The 16,537-nt window shown below is 73.4% G+C and carries 15 protein-coding genes; 9 read left to right on the top strand and 6 right to left on the bottom strand.

Annotated elements, in window-relative coordinates; all coding sequences use genetic code 11:
* Positions 1-14: 14 nt before the first annotated feature.
* Positions 15-452: a nuclear transport factor 2 family protein gene (locus ACP7TJ_RS31605; protein ID WP_427767105.1), complete on the top strand. Its 438-nt coding sequence runs from the start codon at positions 15-17 to the stop codon at positions 450-452.
* A gap of 145 nt (positions 453-597) precedes the next feature.
* Entirely contained in the window at positions 598-1,308 is a 711-nt protein-coding gene (locus tag ACP7TJ_RS31600; RefSeq protein WP_427767102.1) for a helix-turn-helix domain-containing protein, read from the top strand.
* Here ACP7TJ_RS31600 and ACP7TJ_RS31595 read toward each other — a convergent pair.
* On the bottom strand, positions 1,290-1,868 hold the full coding sequence (locus ACP7TJ_RS31595) for a dihydrofolate reductase family protein (RefSeq protein ID WP_093768857.1): 579 nt from the start codon (positions 1,866-1,868) through the stop codon (positions 1,290-1,292). The two genes, ACP7TJ_RS31600 and ACP7TJ_RS31595, sit on opposite strands and share 19 nt — an antisense overlap.
* Before the next feature lie 46 nt (positions 1,869-1,914).
* Positions 1,915-3,516: a fused MFS/spermidine synthase gene (locus ACP7TJ_RS31590; protein WP_404715373.1), complete on the bottom strand. Its 1,602-nt coding sequence runs from the start codon at positions 3,514-3,516 to the stop codon at positions 1,915-1,917.
* Between the two features lie 216 nt (positions 3,517-3,732).
* Here ACP7TJ_RS31590 and ACP7TJ_RS31585 point away from each other — a divergent pair, with 216 nt between their 5' ends.
* The 3 genes from ACP7TJ_RS31585 (at position 3,733) to ACP7TJ_RS31575 (ending at position 8,793) form a co-directional block, all read left to right on the top strand.
* Positions 3,733-4,425 (top strand): 2-phosphosulfolactate phosphatase, encoded by a 693-nt coding sequence (locus tag ACP7TJ_RS31585; RefSeq protein WP_404715372.1) that lies wholly within the window; start codon positions 3,733-3,735, stop codon positions 4,423-4,425.
* Between the two features lie 121 nt (positions 4,426-4,546).
* The gene (locus ACP7TJ_RS31580) at positions 4,547-7,834 is read left to right on the top strand and encodes a GH92 family glycosyl hydrolase (protein WP_427767097.1); all 3,288 of its coding nucleotides are present in this window, start codon (positions 4,547-4,549) and stop codon (positions 7,832-7,834) included.
* 152 nt (positions 7,835-7,986) lie between these two features.
* Positions 7,987-8,793 (top strand): DUF427 domain-containing protein, encoded by an 807-nt coding sequence (locus ACP7TJ_RS31575; protein ID WP_266551231.1) that lies wholly within the window; start codon positions 7,987-7,989, stop codon positions 8,791-8,793.
* A gap of 51 nt (positions 8,794-8,844) precedes the next feature.
* Here the strand turns inward: ACP7TJ_RS31575 and ACP7TJ_RS31570 are convergent, their stop codons facing one another.
* Complete coding sequence (locus ACP7TJ_RS31570; RefSeq protein WP_367494575.1) at positions 8,845-9,735, bottom strand: NAD(P)-dependent oxidoreductase; 891 nt, start codon at positions 9,733-9,735, stop codon at positions 8,845-8,847.
* Positions 9,736-9,831: 96 nt separating this feature from the next.
* Here ACP7TJ_RS31570 and ACP7TJ_RS31565 point away from each other — a divergent pair, with 96 nt between their 5' ends.
* Positions 9,832-10,194, top strand: coding sequence for a winged helix-turn-helix transcriptional regulator (locus ACP7TJ_RS31565; protein WP_093768852.1), 363 nt, complete (start codon positions 9,832-9,834; stop codon positions 10,192-10,194).
* Positions 10,195-10,243: 49 nt separating this feature from the next.
* Here the strand turns inward: ACP7TJ_RS31565 and ACP7TJ_RS31560 are convergent, their stop codons facing one another.
* A complete protein-coding gene (locus ACP7TJ_RS31560; RefSeq protein WP_427767092.1) occupies positions 10,244-12,172 on the bottom strand; it encodes a glycoside hydrolase family 5 protein in 1,929 nt (642 codons plus the stop codon).
* Between the two features lie 113 nt (positions 12,173-12,285).
* On the bottom strand, positions 12,286-13,527 hold the full coding sequence (locus ACP7TJ_RS31555) for a PP2C family protein-serine/threonine phosphatase (protein ID WP_266551228.1): 1,242 nt from the start codon (positions 13,525-13,527) through the stop codon (positions 12,286-12,288).
* Between the two features lie 182 nt (positions 13,528-13,709).
* On the opposite strand from ACP7TJ_RS31555, the gene ACP7TJ_RS31550 reads away from it, so the two are divergent.
* Positions 13,710-14,336, top strand: a complete 627-nt coding sequence (locus tag ACP7TJ_RS31550) for a dihydrofolate reductase family protein (protein WP_167741661.1) — start codon at positions 13,710-13,712, stop codon at positions 14,334-14,336.
* A 13-nt stretch (positions 14,337-14,349) separates the two neighbouring features.
* Here the strand turns inward: ACP7TJ_RS31550 and ACP7TJ_RS31545 are convergent, their stop codons facing one another.
* Positions 14,350-14,592 carry a DUF6411 family protein gene (locus tag ACP7TJ_RS31545; protein WP_093768901.1) on the bottom strand — a complete coding sequence of 81 codons (243 nt, stop codon included), beginning with the start codon at positions 14,590-14,592 and terminating at the stop codon, positions 14,350-14,352.
* Between the two features lie 230 nt (positions 14,593-14,822).
* Here ACP7TJ_RS31545 and ACP7TJ_RS31540 point away from each other — a divergent pair, with 230 nt between their 5' ends.
* Positions 14,823-15,956 (top strand): hypothetical protein, encoded by a 1,134-nt coding sequence (locus tag ACP7TJ_RS31540; protein WP_367490885.1) that lies wholly within the window; start codon positions 14,823-14,825, stop codon positions 15,954-15,956.
* A 42-nt stretch (positions 15,957-15,998) separates the two neighbouring features.
* Positions 15,999-16,514, top strand: coding sequence for a molybdenum cofactor biosysynthesis protein (locus tag ACP7TJ_RS31535; protein ID WP_167741659.1), 516 nt, complete (start codon positions 15,999-16,001; stop codon positions 16,512-16,514).
* Positions 16,515-16,537: the final 23 nt, after the last annotated feature.

Genomic DNA, 16,537 nt, shown 5'->3' with positions numbered 1-16,537 from the left:
GACTACTCACATCTATGACTACTGAGGTGGTGGCGTCCGTGGACACCGTGGACCGTTTCCGTGCAGCCGTCGACGCGCGTGATCTGGCGGCGCTGGAGGATCTGTTCACCGAGGGCGTCCGCCTGTACAGCCCGGTGAAGTTCACGCCGTTCGAGGGCAGGGCGATGGTCATGGGGCTGTTCGGCGTGCTGCTGCGGACGTTCGAGGACTTCCGGTACGTCGGGGAGTACAGCGGGGCGGCGCAGACCAGTGCGGAGGGGGTGACGTTGCCGTCGGCCGTGCTGGTGTTCCGGGCGACCGTGGGTGGAAAGGAGATCCACGGGATCGATCTGCTGCACTTCGGGGATGACGGGCGGATCAAGGAGTTCACCGTGATGGTGCGGCCTCGCTCCGCGGTGGAGGCGTTGGGGGAGGCTGTGTTGAAGGGGTTGGTGGCGGAGGGGCTGGCCTGAGGGGGGGCAACCGGGGGGGGCGGTGACGTCGGATGCCGGGTGCGGGTGCGTGAGGGCTGGTCGCGCAGTTCCCCGCGCCCCTAGGGGGTTGAGCTGGGCGGTGTCACGCGGTTCCCCGCCGCCGCAGGGGGCGTATTCTGCGGGCGTGAGGCTGCGGTTCGAGACGCGGCCGTCCGACTCGCCGTGGGTCGACGGCGTGTGGACATGCACCAGCGAGCGCGTCACCACGATGACGTCCGTCGCCGGGGCGCGGCTGGGCCTGGTCTTTTGGCAGCGGGACGGGGCGGCGTTCGCGGCGGTCACGGGTCCCGAGACCCGGACCGGCACGGCGCCCGTGCCGGAGGGGGCCGTCTTCACGGGGATCGACTTCGCCGTGGGCACCTCACTGCGGATGACGCCCACGGCGGACCTGCTCGACGGCGGGGTCACGCTCCCCGACACCTCGCGCCGGACGTTCCGGCTGGACGGGACGCGCTGGGAGACGCCCGGGCCGGACGACGCCGAGGCCCTGGTCGACCGGCTGGTGCGGGCCGGGGTGCTCGACCGGGAGCCGCTCGTCGCCGACGTGCTCCGCGGCCACCGCCCCGACGTCTCCCGGCGGACCGTCGAGCGGCGCTTCCGGGCCGCGACGGGACTCACGCGGGGTGCCGTGCGGCAGATCGAGCGGGCACGCACGGCGGCGCACCTGCTGGCGGCCGGCGGTCAGGCCGCCGACGTCGCCGCCGAGCTGGACTACTTCGACGAGCCGCATCTGGCCCGCGCCCTGCGCACGTACGTCGGGCGCACCGCACGTCAGCTGCGCGAGGGCGCCGGAGGGGCGATCGCGCTCGACGTCGGTCAGCGCCGAACGTCGTAGACGAGCTTGACGATGCCGTTGGAGTAGGTCTCCGACTCCCGCAGGGCCAGCATCTGCTTGTCCCGGTCGGCGCGGCCGAACAGGCTCTTGCCGGCACCGAGCAGCACGGGGAACATCAACAGGTTGTACTGGTCGATCAGGCCGGCGTCGGACAGCCGCCGGGCCAGTTCCGCACTGCCGTGGATGAAGACGGCGCCGCCCTCACCCTCCTTGAGCGCCGCGACGTCCCCGGTGGAGCGCAGGACCGTGGTCGGGCCCCATCCGTCGGCCAGGGCGTCCTCGGAGAGCGTCGACGACACCACGTACTTCGGCAGGTCGCGGTAGTCGGCGTGGTCCTGCGAGCCGGGCCAGACCGACGCGAACGCCTCGTAGCTGCGGCGGCCGAACATCAGCGCCGTCGTGTCGGCCAGTTCCTCCCCCTTCAGGGACCAGGCCTCCTCGACGAACTCCAGGTCCTTGAACACCCAGCCGCCGCTGCGGTGCTCCTCCCCCGGCCCGCCGCCGGGCGAGTCCACGACGCCGTCCAGGGACATGAACCCCGTGTACACCAGTTTCCGCATGATGCGCCTCTCCTCCGGCCCGACGCGGCCCGCCGGACCATCGCCCTCACGGTAGAGGCAGGTGGGCAGGGTCGTCTTGGACAGAAACGACAGCATCCCTCGGCGCCGCCTTGCCTCCGCGCTGTGGGGCGTAGGGCTGGAGAAGCTGGTCGACGGGGGCGTAGTCGTCGGTGAGGACGGGGGCGTCGGCGATCCAGGTGGTGAGGGCGTCACCGGTGACCGTCTTCCAGCCGGTGCGGCGGGCGTCGAGCGCCTTCTGGACGGCGGCCAGGTCGGCGGGGCGGTCGGAGGCGACGGCGACGAGATTGCCGCCCGGGGGTGCGCCGGTGCGGGCGAGGCCGGTGTCGACGGGTTCGCCGAGAAGCGCCACGTGCGCGAACACCGTACGGAGCGTGGCCAGTTCGGCCTTCGCGAAGGACTGCTCGCCGTGGTCGATGAGGTTGGCGACGTAGAGGCCGTCGGGGGCGAGGACGCGCCGCACCTCCGTGAGCGCCTCCACCGTGGTGAGATGCCAGGGCACGCTGACACCGCCGAAGGCGTCGCCGACGACGAGGTCGAGCGTGTCGGTGTCCAGCCACCTCAGGCCCAGTCTGCCGTCCTCGGTGCGGACGTCGATGCCGGGCTGCGGCCGCAGACCGAGCCGTTCGCGGTCGATGCGGACGACGCCGTCGTCGATCTCGGACACCACGCTGCGCGTCCCGGGGCGGGTGGCCGCGAGGTAGCGGGGCAGGGTGAGGCCTCCGCCGCCCAGGTGGTGGGCCGTGAGCGGTCTGCCGGCGGGGAAGGCGGCGTCGGTCACCGACGCGACGGCCTTGACGTAGGTGAACTCCAGGTGGGCCGGGTCGCCGGCGTCGACGTAGGAGTGCCGTACGCCGTCCAGCACGAGCGTGCGGCCGCCGGTGCGGGAGGGGTCGGCGACGACCTCGGCGCAGTGGTACCGGGTCTCCACGTCGCAGCCGCCCGGCGCGACCGAGGCGGCCAGACCGCCCGCCGCCAGGACGAGCGCCAGGGCGGGTGCGGTGCCGCTCCGGCCCCGCAACCGCCATCCGACCGGCACGGACACGATCACCAGCAGCGCACCGAGTCCCAGCAGGATGCCGCTCACCGGCAGCCGCGACAGCAGCACGAAGCCGGTCAGGACGGTGCCGACGATCGACCCCACGGTGCCGGCGCCGGACAGCCGGCCGACGACCGTGCCGGTCTCGGCGAGGCTCGTCAGCCGCACCTTCGTCACCAGGGGCGTCACCGCGGACAGCAGCGCGCCCGGCACCAGGATCGTCAGCGCCGCGACCAGGATCAGCAGCGGCCGCGCCCACTCAGCGACGCCGCGCAGCACGGCCGGCGTGAGGGCCACGACCACGCCGGAGATCCCGAGCGCGGGGGCGAGGAGCCGCAGTGGGTCGACCTGGTCGGCGACGCGCCCGCCCAGCCACGAGCCGAGCGCGATCGCCGTGAGGGCGATGCCGATCACCAGGGTGCTGGTCTCCAGGGTGAGGCCCAGGTAGGGGGCCAGCAGGCGCAGGGCGACGATCTCGACGACCAGCACCGCGGCCGAGGCCCCGAACACCAGCGCGGCAGCGGCACGGGGCCCCAGACGAGGGCGGCTGCGCGTGCCCTCGGCGACAGCCGAGGAAGACAATCCGGTCACAATCGACATCCTCGCACGCGGACGGCCGGCGACATGCCGCCTTGCGCGGGACCGGCGCGGGGCCGACGACCGGTCAGCCCGCGTCCCCCGGACCCGGTAACTCACTCCCGGACAGGGGAAGTCACCGTTCAACGACAGGTCATGTCGCCCGGCCCCCGTCCGGGACGGCGGGAAAGTCGCGTGCGCCGGCCTCCGCGACGGCCCCATCATGACCGGATGGAGGCACGCTTCCTCGGTATCCCCGAGTTGACGGACGTACCGGTCGTGGCCGTGGTCGTGGATGTCATGCGGGCGTACACGGTGGCCGCCTGGGCGTTCGCCCGGGGCGCCGAACGAGTGGTGCTCGCCGAGTCGTTGGAGGACGCCTTGGCGCTCAAGGCGCGGCATCCCGCCTGGGTGACCCTGAAGGACGGGTCGCCCGCGCCCGGCTTCGACCTGGTCAACTCCCCCGCGTTGCTGCGGAACACGGACCTGTCCGGGCGCACCGTCGTGCAGAAGACCACGGCGGGGACCGTCGGCACCCTCGCGGTGAAGGACGCCTCGCTGGTGCTGTGCGCGAGCTTCGTGGTGGCGGAGGCGACGGCCGGGCTGCTGCGGGAGCGGGCCTGCGAGCGCGTCACGTTCGTCGTCACCGGCGAGGGCGGCCGGGCCGAGGAAGATCTCGCGTGCGCCCAGTACATCGCCCGCAGGGCCGGAGGGGACGCGGTGGACGCCGGCCCGTACCTGCGGCGCGCCGGCGCGTCCCGCTCGGCCGACGAGCTGAGGCAGGGGGCGCGTGAGGGATCCACCCCTGAAGACGTCGCCCTGTGCCTGGAGTTGGACCGGTTTCCCTTCGCGATGGCGGCCGCCGTGGAGGACTCGCTCATGGTGCTCCGGCAGGTCACCCTGACGGACTCGCCCTCGGCCTGACATTCCGCCGCGGTTGCCGGACGGCGGCCTCCGCCAAAGGTATTGACAACGATGTCAGCGCCGTGATCTAGTCCGCTTCCGTCCAGCCCGGTGCGACAGGTGAGCAACAGGAGCCGCTTCGATGGATTCACCCCTCCGCAGATGGCGCCGTCGCGCGTCGACCGTCCTCGCCGCGCTCGCCGTCACCGGGGCCGGTCTCGCGCCCGCGCCGGCCCTCGCCCGGCCGTCGTCCGCGTCCGGTGAACAACTGACCTCCCTGGTCAACCCGTTCATCGGCACGCAGAACTTCGGCAACACCTTCCCCGGCGCGAGCGCCCCCTTCGGGATGGTGCAGGTCAGCCCGGACACCGGCGGCCAGGGCGGGTACGACTACCAGCAGGACAAGATCCACGGGTTCAGCCAGACCCACCTCTCCGGCGTCGGCTGCTCCGTCATGGGCGAGCTGCCGCTGATGCCGACCACCGGCGCGGTCGACACCGTGGACCCCGGCGCGTACCGGTCGACGTACTCGCACGACGACGAGAAGGCCGAACCCGGCTACTACCGCGTCGGGTTGAAGACGTACGACATCGACGCCGAGCTGACGGCCACCCCGCGCACCGGATGGCAGCGCTACACCTTCCCCGCCACCGACCGCGCCAACGTGCTGTTCAACACCGGCAAGGCCAATCAGCGGGTGTACGGCTCGGAGGTGCACGTCGTCGGCGACCGGACGGTCGAGGGCCGGGTCGAGGCGGGCAACTTCTGCGCGGGCAAGGACCGGCACACGGTCTACTTCACCGCCACCTTCGACCGGCCCTTCGCCTCGCACGGCACCTGGAGGGGCTCCACTCCCCGTCCGGGCGAGCGGGACGCGGCCGGTGAGGGCGGCAACGGCGCCTGGGTGACGTTCGACGCCGAGGAGGACCGTGACGTCGTCGTCAAGGTGGGGCTGTCGTACACGGGTCTCGAGGGCGCCCGGAAGAACCTGAAGGCCGAGACGGCGGACTCGTACGACTTCGACGCCACGCGGGAGGCGTTGCAGGCCACCTGGGAGCGGCAGCTCGCCACGGTGAAGGTCGACGGCGGGCCGGCCGAGCGGCGGCGAGCGTTCTACACGGCGCTGTACCACGCGCAGTTGCACCCGAACCTCGCCGGGGACGTCGACGGGCGGTACGCGGGCTTCGACGGGAAGGTGCACACGGCGGACGGGTTCACGCCGTACCAGAACCTGTCGTTGTGGGACACGCACCGGCCGCAGAACCAGCTGCTTCAGCTGCTGGAGCCGAAGGTGGCGCGGGACGTGGCGCTGTCGGTCGTGGCGGTCGGACGGGACGGCGGCTGGCTGCCGCGCTGGTCGCTCGCCAACAGCGAGACCAACATCATGACGGGCGACCCGGTGACCCCGTTCCTGGTGGAGGCGTGGTCCAAGGGGCTGCTCGCCGGCCATGAGCGGGAGGCGTACGCGCTGCTGCGGAAGAACGCGCTGCGGACGCCTCCGGACGAGTCCCCCTACAACGGGCGTGCGGGCATCGACGCCTACCTGGAGCGCGGGTATGTGCCCAGCGGGCTGGAGCTGGGGAAGGACTGCCCGGACAAGGGCGGCGACAACGACTGCGTGCACCCGGCGTCGGCGACCCTGGAGTACGCGGCGGCCGACGCGTCGCTGGCGCTGATGGCGAAGGGGCTGGGCCGTACGGCGGACGCGCGGATGTTCGCGGCGCGCGGGCAGTGGTACCGGAACCTGTGGGACTCCTCCGTCCAGCAGTTCCGGCCCCGCACCACCGAGGGCACGTGGGTGACGCCGTACGACCCGGTCGAGGCGGGGCACCAGTTCCACGAGGGCGGCGCCTACCAGTACCAGTGGCTGGTCCCCCAGGACCCGGCCGGACTGGTGTCGCTGATGGGCGGCCGGAAGAGGACGGAGCAGCGGCTCGACGCCTTCTTCGCCTACGACAAGCTGCTGAAGGACCCCGCCCGGACCGCCCGCGAGGACTGGATCTCCGCGCCGTACGACTACTACGGCAAGCCGACCTACAACCCGAACAACGAGCCCGACCTGCACGCGCCGTACATGTACCTGTGGGCGGGCGCGCCGGCGAAGACGGCGACCGTGACCCGTGCGGCGATGACGCTGTTCACGGACGGGCCGGACGGGATGACCGGCAACGACGACCTGGGCACCATGTCGGCCTGGTACGTCTTCTCGTCGCTGGGTCTGTACCCGGTGACCAACGGCGGCGGCTTCCTCGCCGTGTCCTCCCCGCAGTTCCCCTCGGCGGAGATCCGCATCGGCGCCTACGCGAAGCGCCAGGGCGGCACCCTGACCGTGACGGCGCCCGGGGCGAGCGACACCCGTCGGTACGTGAAGCGGGCGTGGTTCGGCGGGAAGGACCTGCGCGCCACCTGGCTGGACTGGGACGCGGTCGCCCAGGGCGGGCGGCTCTCCTTCGAGATGAGCGACAAGCCGTCCGCGTGGGGCACCGGCAAGGACGCCGAGCCGCCGTCGGTGAACCGTGCGGCCGCCGACTCCCGCCGTCACCTCGACGCCTCGCTGCGCACCTCCGCCGACGTGGTGCCCACGTCGGACAGCGCCCAGGACGTGCGGCTGCGGATGGACGTGCTGGGCCAGGCGCCCGGGGCGCTGCGGGTGGACGTCGCGGCCGAGGCGCCCCGCGGGTGGACGGTGCAGACGTCCGGCCCGTTCACGCTGGCGTCGCACCGGCTGCCGGTGCAGCGGACCGCGACGGTGGACGTGCGCGTGCCGGCCGGGACCGCGCCGGGCACGTACAGCGTGCGGATCACCGCGGGCGCCGACGGGGTGAGGACGGTGGAGCGGGTCGCCACCGTCGAGGTCCGCGAGGCCGCGCGCTGCGCCGAGGCGGGCGGTGAGCGGTGCGCCGTCGACCTCGGCGAGGAGCTGAACCACGACGGGACCGCGACCGTCGCGGCGCCCGGCGAGGGCGACTTCGACGGCGGCGGGTGGAGCTACGACGGTGACCTGCTGCCGGCGGCGGGACCGGTGGTGTGGGACGGCGTGACCTACCAGGCGCCCGACCCGTCCGGCACGGCCGCGAACTTCGTCGAGGCGCGCGGGCAGGCCATGCTGCTGCCGGCCGGTTCCTACGGCACGCTGCGGCTGGTCGGCGCGTCCCACCACGGGCCGGTGACGACGGACCTCACCGTCCGCTACACCGACGGCACCACCGCCGAACTGCCGGTCACCGTGGGCGACTGGGCTGGCTCCACACCCGCGGGCGGCTCCGTCGCTCTGGAGATGCCGCACCGGATCAAGCGGGGACAGGGCGTGGACGGACCGCCGGTGCGTCTGTTCGCCGCGTCCGTGGCCCTCGACGCGTCGAAGACGGTGCGCTCGCTCGGGCTGCGGAACGACCCCCGCGTGCAGATCTACGCCCTCACGCTCGGGTAGCCCCCACCCGAGGCCGGGCGTCCGTGTCCCGTGACACGGACGCCCGGCTTGTCACGTCCCGCCCGGTGTGCGCGGTAGCGTGCGGCACGAACCGAGGCGTCGTGACCTGCGGGCCCCGAGCCGCGCTGGCCAGTGAATCGAGGTGGCCGCCGATGGGCGGGGAGAGCGTCCTGCACCCGAGCCTGATCGTCCCCGTGGGGCACGTCGAACCTGTGCCGCGCCGTGTGCGCGGGCTCGTGGACGGGCACGTCGTGTTCGACACGCGCCGCGCCCTGTACGTGTGGGAGTGGCCCGGCTATCCGCAGTACTGCGTGCCGCGGGACGACCTGGCCGAGGCGTGGCTGCTCGACGACGACCGGACGGAGCGGCTCGGCGCGGGTCCCGCGCGCCGCCATTCACTGCGGGTCCGGGACGCGGTGCGGGAGGGCGCGGCCTGGGTGTGGCAGGACGGCGCCCCGGAGGCCGTCCTGGGCATGGTCCGCTTCCGCTGGACCGCGCTCGACACGTGGCTGGAGGAGGACGAGCCGGTGTACGTCCATCCGCGCAGCCCGTACGCCCGGGTGGACGCGCTGCGGTCCTCCAGCAGCGTGCGGGTGGAGATCGACGGGGTGGTCCTCGCGGACGCGCCGCACTGCGTGAAGCTGTTCGAGACGGGCCTGCCGACCCGCTACTACCTCGACCGCGCCCACATCAGCTGGCCGCTGCTGCGCCGCACGGACCATGTCACCCAGTGCCCGTACAAGGGGACGACGAGCGGCTACTGGTCCTTCGACGCCGGGACCGGCCCGCACGAGAACATCCTCTGGGCGTACGACTTCCCGACCGTCCAGGTCTCCCGCGTCGCGGGCCTGGCGGCGTTCTACAACGAGTACGTCGACCTGTACGTGGACGGCGCCCTCCTCCCCCGCCCGACCGGCACACCGGGGGTGCCGGCGCGGCCGGACGGCGGGCGGGGCTGACGCGGACCGGACGGCCACGGCCGCGGCGGCGTCCCGGGCGTGAGGGACGGCTCAGGTCGGCCGGCGGAGCAGGAGGTCGATCACGCCGGTCAGGTCCTCCTCGCCGCCGCCCTCGGCAAGGCGACGGCGCATCAGGGCGAAGAAGGGCTCGAGCAGTTCCGGGCTGACGCCCTGTTCCCCGGCCGTGTCCAGGAAGGTCGGTGTGCCGGCCACCTGCATGGCGAGGGTGGAGGTGACGCCCTTGGTGTAGTCGCCGCTGCGCAGCTGTTCGGCGGTCCCGTGGACCGCAGGGGCCATCGCGGTGAACCAGTCGGCCAGCAGCGGGGCGAAGGCCGTGGGGTCGATGTCCTCGCGGCGGATCAGGGCGAAGGCGTGCGCCGCGCCGGCGAACATGCCGTACATGGCGCTGAGCAGGGCCACGTCGTGCAGGGCGGCATGGCCCAGGTCCTCGCCGACATAGGTGGTGCCGGCAGGGACGGCCAGGGTGTCCCGGTGCTGCTCGAACAGGTCCCGTGCGCCGCTGTAGAGGACGTGGCCGCCGGCTTCGGGGACGCCGATCATCGGCGGGACGGCCATGATGCCGCCGTCGAGGCAGCGGGCGCCGCGCGCGGCGGCCCACGCGGCGCGGGCGCGGGCCTGGGCGGGGGTGCCGGTGGTGAGGTTGACGAGGTCCTTGCCGGTCAGGTCGGTGCCGGTCAGCGTGTCCTCGACCGAGGCGTCGTCCAGGAGGCACACGACGACCAGGGCGTTCGCCGCCACCGCCTCGGCGGCGCTCCCCGCGGCCCGTGCGCCTTCGGCGGCGAGGGCACGGGCGCGGGAGGGGGTGCGGTTCCAGACGGTGAGGGGGTGGCCGGCGGCCAGCCAGGCGCGGGCGAGCGCGGTGCCCATCGCGCCGAGGCCGAGCAGGGTGACGGGGGTCTTCTCCGTAGCGGTGCGGGTCATGCCGATTAGGCTGGCCGCCGGTCCGGTGGTGATCAAGTACGCACTTGGGAGTGGGTGGTTACCTCCGGGTGAGCATGCACGTCGGAGGGGTGGAGCATGACGACGCTGAACCGGCCGGGCGCGGCGGACGGACACGTCTGTGGGATCGACACGGCGATGGAGGTGATCGGCGGCAAGTGGAAGGTGCTGATCCTGTGGGCGCTGCACGAGCACCCGCACCGCCGTTTCGGCGAGCTGCGGCGGCTGCTGCCGGGCGTCACCGAGAAGGTGCTGGCCTCGCATCTGCGGGAGATGGAGGCGGACGGCATCGTGCGTCGCGTCTCCTACGACGAGGTGCCGCCCCGGGTGGAGTACTCGCTGACCGAGGACGGCAGGCGGCTCAACGACGCGCTGGAGCCGCTGGCCGCCTGGGGGCGTGAGCGGTCCGCGGCCGGGCGGCAGGGCGCGCCGGCCGGGTGAGGGGTACGGTCCGCCCGGGTCGCGCCTCTTCGGGCAGCCGGCGGAACGCTCAGGACAGCGGGCGGCAGTACAGGGCGTCCGGGGTGCGGGAGGAGCCGATGCGGCCGGTCCAGGCGATGCCCGCGGCGTACTCGTCGTCGGCGCACTGTCCCTTGTGGTGGCCCCGCGCGAAGTCGCCGCCCTTGGGTGACGTGCCCCGGTTGTCGCCGCGGTCGAACCAGACGGTGCGGCCGCCCGTGCCGGTGAGCGTGCCGGGTGCGGCCTTGCGGCACAGGGCGGCCGAGACCGCGGCGCCGCGCACGCTGTACCCGGCGAGGAAGTGGCCGTCGGCGCACTGGAGTTTGGTGTAGCCGGACGCCCAGTCACGGCCGGGTGCGACATGCCGCTCGTCCTTGACGACCTCGTGTCCGCCGCCCGGGTCGTCGAGAGCTGCGGCGCGCACGTCGGTGCACAGGCCGCGGTTGCCGGTGTGGCTCAGTCCGGCCAGGCGCAGCCCGTCGGGGCAGGCGGCCTTGCGGGCGCCCGGGTCCCAGTCGGGCAGCGAGCGCATCCGGCGTGAGGCGACGAAGTCTCCGTGGTCGGGGCTGAGCATCGCCCACTCCGTCACCGGCGGGACGTGACCGGTGCGGCCGGGCGCCTCGACGAGGCGCCGCCAGGCGTCCGACCGCCAGTCGTCGCCGTCGTGGACGGCCATGCGCCGGCCGGCGGCGTCCCAGTGGAGCAGGGCCCAGCCGTTGCCGCGGCGGTTCTCGTGCCAGCCGACGAGGGGCCAGTACGCGAAGTCGGCGTCGGTGCGGATCAGGTGGTCGACGACGTTCTCGAACCAGGCGCGCGGGGCCGCCCCGGTCTCCTCGCGTCCTCCGACGCCGAACTCGGAGATCCACACGGGAGCGGTGTAGTGCCGGTCCGCGTCCCCGGCGACGTAGAACGCCTGACGGTCGAGCACGTCGGTGAGTTCGGCGGGGGTGAGGTCCTGGTAGCGGGGGTCGCTGGTCTCGCCGATGCCGGTCGCGCCGGAGTGCCGGGGACCGGTGTAGCCGTAGAAGTGGGCGGAGTGGACGAGCTTGCCGGAGTCCACGAGGGTGTGCGACAGGTCGCGTACCGGTTCGAGGGTGGGGCGTCCGTGCGGGAGGCCGTCGACCGGCAGGCCGGTCCAGTTGATGCCCTCGACGATGATCAGCAGGTCGGGGTTGGCCTCGGTGAGGATGCGGTCGCCGGCCCTCTGGCTCGCGGCGAACCAGTCGTGCCGGTCGCCGAGGCCCCAGTTGGGGTCGTCCCAGACGCTGCGGCGTACCTCGTTGTAGAGGTCGGCGCCCACGACGCGGGGGTTGTCGCGGTACCGGTGGGCCATGAACAGCCAGTCGTTCTCCCAGGACCCGGCCGACTGGCTCGCGTTCCAGCGTTCGTTGCCGTCCACGCCGCAGCACCAACGGGTGGTGTTGGTGTGGTTGTTGAGGATCACGGCGAGATGGGCGTCGGTGAGGGCGCGCACCACGGCGTCGTACACCTGCAGCGGCGTCCTCCCCTCCAGTTCGGGGTTGGCGGTGACGGCGTCGGCGGTGACCGGGCGGGTGTCGCGGATCATCTCGTTGGAGAAGGGCAGCCGGACGCTGTTGATCCCGATCTCCCGGAAGCTCGCGACGATCTCGGCCATCGGGGCGCGGTCCAGGCCGAGCGGGATGCGGTGGGCGTTCTCGCCCGCGTGGTGGTTGGCGTCCTCGTCCGCGCTGCCGCTGCCGTTCCATGTGCCGCTGGCGCCATGCCAGTTGCCGGAGCGCAGTCTGAAGCGGTCGCCGTTCGCGTCGACGATCCAGCGGCCTCGCGTGCTGAGCGGCGGGGTCCAGTCGGCGGGCGGGGCGCCGGTGTCCTCGACCGGCGCGGTCGTACGGTCCGGCGGCCGGGCCGCCGCGGGGACGGGCACCGACAGGGCGAGCAGGAGAAGGGCCGACGCGATCTTCGGTACCCAGGAACCTCGCACGGCCGCCGCTCCCTCCACGAAGGTCGTTCCATGATGCGGCCATGACACGTCGATGGTCCATACCTGGGAAGCGGCCGTGCTCGCCCGGGCCAGGTGCGCCCCGACCCCGCGGTCTACAGACGTACGACGACCAGCGCGATGTCGTCGCGGCCGCCGTCGGCCACGCCCAGGCGGGTGAGCAGGGCGTCGGCCAGCGGCTCCGGGTCGAGGTCCGCGTGGTGGGCGACCGCGTCGGTGAGGCGCAGCAGGCCCGCGTCGATGTCCTCGCCGCGGCGTTCGATCAGCCCGTCGGTGTAGAGCACCAGGGTGTCGCCGGGTTCGTAGGAGACGGTGGCCTGCGGGCGCGGCCGCTGTTCGGTGAGGACGCCCAGCGGCGGGTCGGTGGCCTGGTCGAGCAGGACCGCCGGGCCGTCCCGCCGCCCCAGCACCGGTGGCGGGTGGCCCGCGCAGGTGTAGGTGATGCGGCGGCCTCGGGTGTCGACGACGGCCTTGGCCGCGGTGGTCGCCAGGGCGCCCTCGAAGGACCGGGCGTACCGGCTGAGGAGATCCATCGCCGCGCCGGGTTCGTGGATGGCGCGCACGGCGGCGGACAGGGCGCTGCGCAGCATGCCCATGACGGCCGCGGCCTCCAGGCCGTGGCCGACGACGTCGCCGACCGCGACGGTGAAGCTGTCGTCGTCCAGGTCCACCACGTCGTACCAGTCGCCGCACACGTTGAGGGAGCGGGTGGCCGGCATGTAGCGCACGGCGATGCCTCGGTGCGCGGCCAGGTCCGGGGCGTGCAGCATGACGTCCTGGAGGGCGAGCGCGGTGCGGCGCTCCCAGTCGTGGGCGGCGCGGAGCTTCTCGTTGGTCTCCTGAAGCTGCCGCGCCCTCGCGTACAGTTCGGCCTCCGTCACGGCCCGGGTCCGCACGCGGCCGGCCGGTGTGTCGTGCACGGGGCGGGACAGCAGGAACTCGGTCATGTCCTCGACGCGGTGGACGATCCACTCGATCTCGCCGTCGGGGCCGAGAACGGGCGTGTTGACCGGCGACCACCAGCGTTCCTGGAAGGCTCCAGGGCGGCCGGGCACCGGGAGGTCGTACCGCTGCACGGCGAGGGCCTCGGTTTCCTTGGTCCGCAGGACGCGCTGCAGGGAGGTGCTCAGCGTGCGGATGCCGTCCGCCGCCGGGTCCTCGGGGTTGTCAGGGAAGATGTCGAAGAGGTACTGGCCGATCAGCTCCTCGCGGGTGCGGCCGGTCACTCTGAGGTACATCTCGTTGACGTCGACGACGGTGAGGTCGGCGTCCAGCACCAGATACGGGCTGGGCAGGACCGAGAAGAGGGCCTGGTGGTCGACCCGCGATGGACTCATGTGCGGTCTCCCGTCCGGCGCCTGCGCGTCACTGTCAGTATGCGCCGCGGATCCCCGGTCCGTCGGATCGCCCGGCGCCGCAGGGAGTGCGGACACCGCCGATGAGTTCCGCGGGCCGCCGGAGTCCCACCCCATGGAAGCGGCGCACCACGACGCCGTCCCAGCGGCCGGGAGCGGACATCATGAAGCTGACCACCGTCACCAACGTCTCCGTCGACGGCGTCATGCAGGGGCTCGGCCTCGCGGACGAGGACCGCAGGGGCGGCTTCGAACGCGGCGGATGGGCGCTGCTGCTGGTCGACGAGGAGACCATGGAGTATCTCGGCGGGGTGTACGGGCGCGCCGACGCGTTTCTCTTCGGACGCAGGACCTACGAGATCTTCGCGGCCTCGTGGGGCGCCATGGCCGACCCCGACGACAACCCGGTCGGGGCGGCCCTGCACGCGCGGCCGAAGTACGTCGTGTCGACGACCCTCACCGCCCCGGGCTGGGCGGGCACGACCGTGCTGTCCGGGGACCCCGTGGCGGCCGTGCGGGAGCTCAAGGAGCGGATGCCCGGTGAGCTCCAGGTGCACGGCAGCGGGCAGCTGGTGCGGCGGCTGGCCGAAGAGGGCCTGATCGACGAGATGATCCTGCTCACCTATCCGGTGATCGTGGGCCAGGGCACACGGCTGTTCCCGGCCGACGGCCCCGACAGCGCGCTCGAGCTGGTGGAGTCACGGGCCACGCCGGGCGGCGTGACGGTCCAGGTCTACCGGCCCGCCGGCAGGCCCCGGTACGCCACGGAGGTACCGGACCGGACGTCCTGAGGTCCGCAGCGGGTCAGAACGGCATCTTGCCGCGCGCCCGGCGGCCGGCGGAGCCGCTGCGGCCGACGGCGCGGGAGCCGGAGCTGAAGGGCTTGCTGAGCAGCCGGCCGAGCGGGCCCGGGGCCTTGGAACCGGCGCGCGAGCCGAGGCCCAGGGTGCGTTGCGTGCCGTTCTGCGGGTGCCGGGACAGGCGTGGGACGAGGAAGGCGAGCGCGGCGATGACCACGCAGACGACGACGATGCCGACGACCATCATGAAGTCCTCCAGGTGTCGCGAGGGGCGGTGAGCCGCGGACCGGGCGGTCCGTGCGACCACTCGTTCCCGCTCCCGGCGCGAACACGCTCCCCGATCCGCGGCATGTGCCGGGCCGCACATCAGGCGTCGCAGCGGCCACGTGACCCCCATGTGATCGTGGATGCGTAAAGTCCTCCTAGCCACGGGGACTTCGTGGTGTCGGGGACCAACACGCGGTACGGGGGCGGGACATGGAATACCGGCATGCGGCGGTACCGGCCGTGGCGGGCGGGCTGATGCTGACGCTGCTGCTGTGGTGGGCGGGGGCGAGCGCCGGCGCGCTGGACCTGGACGGCGCCACCGGCGCGCTGGGCGTCGAGACGGCCAACGCGCTGCGGACCTGGCTCCTCCCCTGGGCGTACGACCCGCAGCCCGGCGCGTCGGTCGCGGTGACGGCGGACGGTCCCAGTTACCTCGCCCTGCACGACACGGCGATGCAGATCCGCTTCGTCGCCGTGTTCCTCTTCTACGCGGCCGGGGCCCTGCTGCTGGTCCGGCGGCTGCCGGCGGAACGCGGCCGGGTCTGGCAGGCGCTCCTCGCGCTGTGGGCGTGGGGCGTGGTCGCGGGGACCCTCGCGGTGACCGTGTCGGCTCCGTGGATGATCGCGTCCGGCGGGCGCGGCAGTTACCGGTTCCTGCCGCAGCTCGCCGCGCTCGCCTCGACCGGGCGGACGGTGCTGGTGCCGCTGGCGCTCGCCACGGCGGCGTGGACGGTGTTCGTGACCCGGCTGGCGCTGAGGAACGCGGAGCCGCGGGCGCGCGGGGACGTGCCGGCGCGGGCCGCCGTCGTCGCCGCGACCGCCGGCACCGCGGTGGTCGCGGTGTCCGTGGTGGTGCTGTCGTACCAGACGAACGCGGCGCGGATCCAGACGATGTTCACGGGCGGCGGGTTTCTGAGCGAGCCGGGTGATCTGCTGCGGCAGTGGCTGCTGCTGAGCGCCTGGTCCGGTCCGTCCGGGACCGGCTTGGGGGACTGGCTGCTGGTGCGGTTCGGGGACGTGCTGCTGCTCACGGTGGTGTGGTGCGCGCTGCGGTGGCTGCCGGGGATGCTCACCCGGGCGTCGGTCCCGGCGATGGCGGCGTGCACGGTGTGCGCCGTCGTCCTCGGGCTGCTGGTGCGGCACCTGTGGCGTGTGGTGGCCGTCGACGGCGGGACGTCGTCCTGGCATCTGCTCCAGGCGGCGTCCGGACTCGGTGACGGGACGAGCGCGGCGGTGCTCTGGGGCACGCTCGCGGGTGTCACCGCCACGGTGGTGCTGCGGGTCGTCGGACGGCGTACGGAGGCGCCCGCGCAGGCGGCGGACGGTGCCGGTTCCGGCGGGTAGGGTCGGTGCCGGCCGTGTCCGCCGGAACCGACGAGGAAGCGCATGATCGACGTCGAGGTGGTGCAGCTTCTTGTGTCGCCCGCGCACCGGCTGGCCGGGCGGCCCTCGGAGGGGCCCGCGCCCGGTCCGGACGACGAGCGCGTCCAGCGCGCCGAGGTACGGGCCGGCCTGGGGCTGGTGGGCGACCGCTTCTTCGCGCAGGCCGCGCACCGGGACGCCTCCGTCACGGTGATGTCCGTGGAGAACCTCCCCACGGACATCGAACCCGCCGTCGACCTGCGGCACACCCGGCGCAACGTGCTGCTGCGGGGTGTGGACGTGGACGCGCTGGTGGGCGCGACGGTGAGCCTGGACTGCGGGGAGGGGCCGGTGCGGTTCTCGCTGAACCGTCCGGCGCGGCCCTGCGCGTGGATGAACGTCACCGTCGGCCCGGGCGCGCAGAAGGCGCTCAGGGACAAGGGCGGGGTGCGGTGCACGCCGCTCGACGACGGCGTTCTCCTAGTCGGGCCGGCCCGGCTGGAGGTGCTGTCGGAGCCCGCCCCGCGGAGCAGGGCGTAGGGCGCGGGGCGCGGGGCGCGGGG

This window comes from Streptomyces sp. DSM 41931, from assembly GCF_050271085.1.
Taxonomy (GTDB): Bacteria; Actinomycetota; Actinomycetes; order Streptomycetales; family Streptomycetaceae; genus Streptomyces; species Streptomyces albogriseolus.
The sequence above is the reverse complement of the archived record's forward strand: the minus strand, read 5'-3'. Positions and strand labels throughout refer to the sequence as shown.

Coding starts and splice junctions, on each gene's coding strand:
- ACP7TJ_RS31605 (WP_427767105.1), top strand. CDS start 15: ATGACTACTGAGGTGGTGGCGTCCGTGGACACCGTGGACCGTTTCCGT.
- ACP7TJ_RS31595 (WP_093768857.1), bottom strand. CDS start 1,868: ATGCGGAAACTGGTGTACACGGGGTTCATGTCCCTGGACGGCGTCGTG.
- ACP7TJ_RS31585 (WP_404715372.1), top strand. CDS start 3,733: ATGGAGGCACGCTTCCTCGGTATCCCCGAGTTGACGGACGTACCGGTC.
- ACP7TJ_RS31580 (WP_427767097.1), top strand. CDS start 4,547: ATGGATTCACCCCTCCGCAGATGGCGCCGTCGCGCGTCGACCGTCCTC.
- ACP7TJ_RS31575 (WP_266551231.1), top strand. CDS start 7,987: ATGGGCGGGGAGAGCGTCCTGCACCCGAGCCTGATCGTCCCCGTGGGG.
- ACP7TJ_RS31570 (WP_367494575.1), bottom strand. CDS start 9,735: ATGACCCGCACCGCTACGGAGAAGACCCCCGTCACCCTGCTCGGCCTC.
- ACP7TJ_RS31565 (WP_093768852.1), top strand. CDS start 9,832: ATGACGACGCTGAACCGGCCGGGCGCGGCGGACGGACACGTCTGTGGG.
- ACP7TJ_RS31555 (WP_266551228.1), bottom strand. CDS start 13,527: ATGAGTCCATCGCGGGTCGACCACCAGGCCCTCTTCTCGGTCCTGCCC.
- ACP7TJ_RS31550 (WP_167741661.1), top strand. CDS start 13,710: ATGAAGCTGACCACCGTCACCAACGTCTCCGTCGACGGCGTCATGCAG.
- ACP7TJ_RS31545 (WP_093768901.1), bottom strand. CDS start 14,592: ATGATGGTCGTCGGCATCGTCGTCGTCTGCGTGGTCATCGCCGCGCTC.
- ACP7TJ_RS31540 (WP_367490885.1), top strand. CDS start 14,823: ATGGAATACCGGCATGCGGCGGTACCGGCCGTGGCGGGCGGGCTGATG.
- ACP7TJ_RS31535 (WP_167741659.1), top strand. CDS start 15,999: ATGATCGACGTCGAGGTGGTGCAGCTTCTTGTGTCGCCCGCGCACCGG.